Origin of the sequence: Methylobacterium frigidaeris (assembly GCF_022179185.1) — a bacterium.
Classification (GTDB): Bacteria; Pseudomonadota; Alphaproteobacteria; order Rhizobiales; family Beijerinckiaceae; genus Methylobacterium; species Methylobacterium frigidaeris.
Map to the genome: position 1 here is coordinate 1 of NZ_BPQJ01000477.1, position 212 is coordinate 212.

1 pseudogene is annotated in these 212 nt (G+C 68.9%); it reads right to left on the reverse strand.

The window, feature by feature from the left end:
* Window positions 1-103 precede the first annotated feature (103 nt).
* Window positions 104-212 (reverse strand): annotated as a pseudogene (locus tag MFF64_RS39285) (hypothetical protein); the annotation flags it as partial.

Consider the following 212-nt stretch of genomic DNA (forward strand, 5'->3'; position numbering starts at 1 on the left):
TCACTCTTTGGCTCTACTGCCTGTTGCCTAGAGCCACCCCCTTCAGCACGTCCTCTAGCCCCTCTCCCGACAGCTTCAGCTCTTAGCGCCGGGCCTGGCTGATGAGGGCGCCGGTGCTGGTCCTGGGCACCGCCCCGGGCATGTTGGCCACCCCGGAGTGGACCACCCCGTCCACCACGGAGGTGGGCTCGGCGTGGGTGGTGGGCCGGATG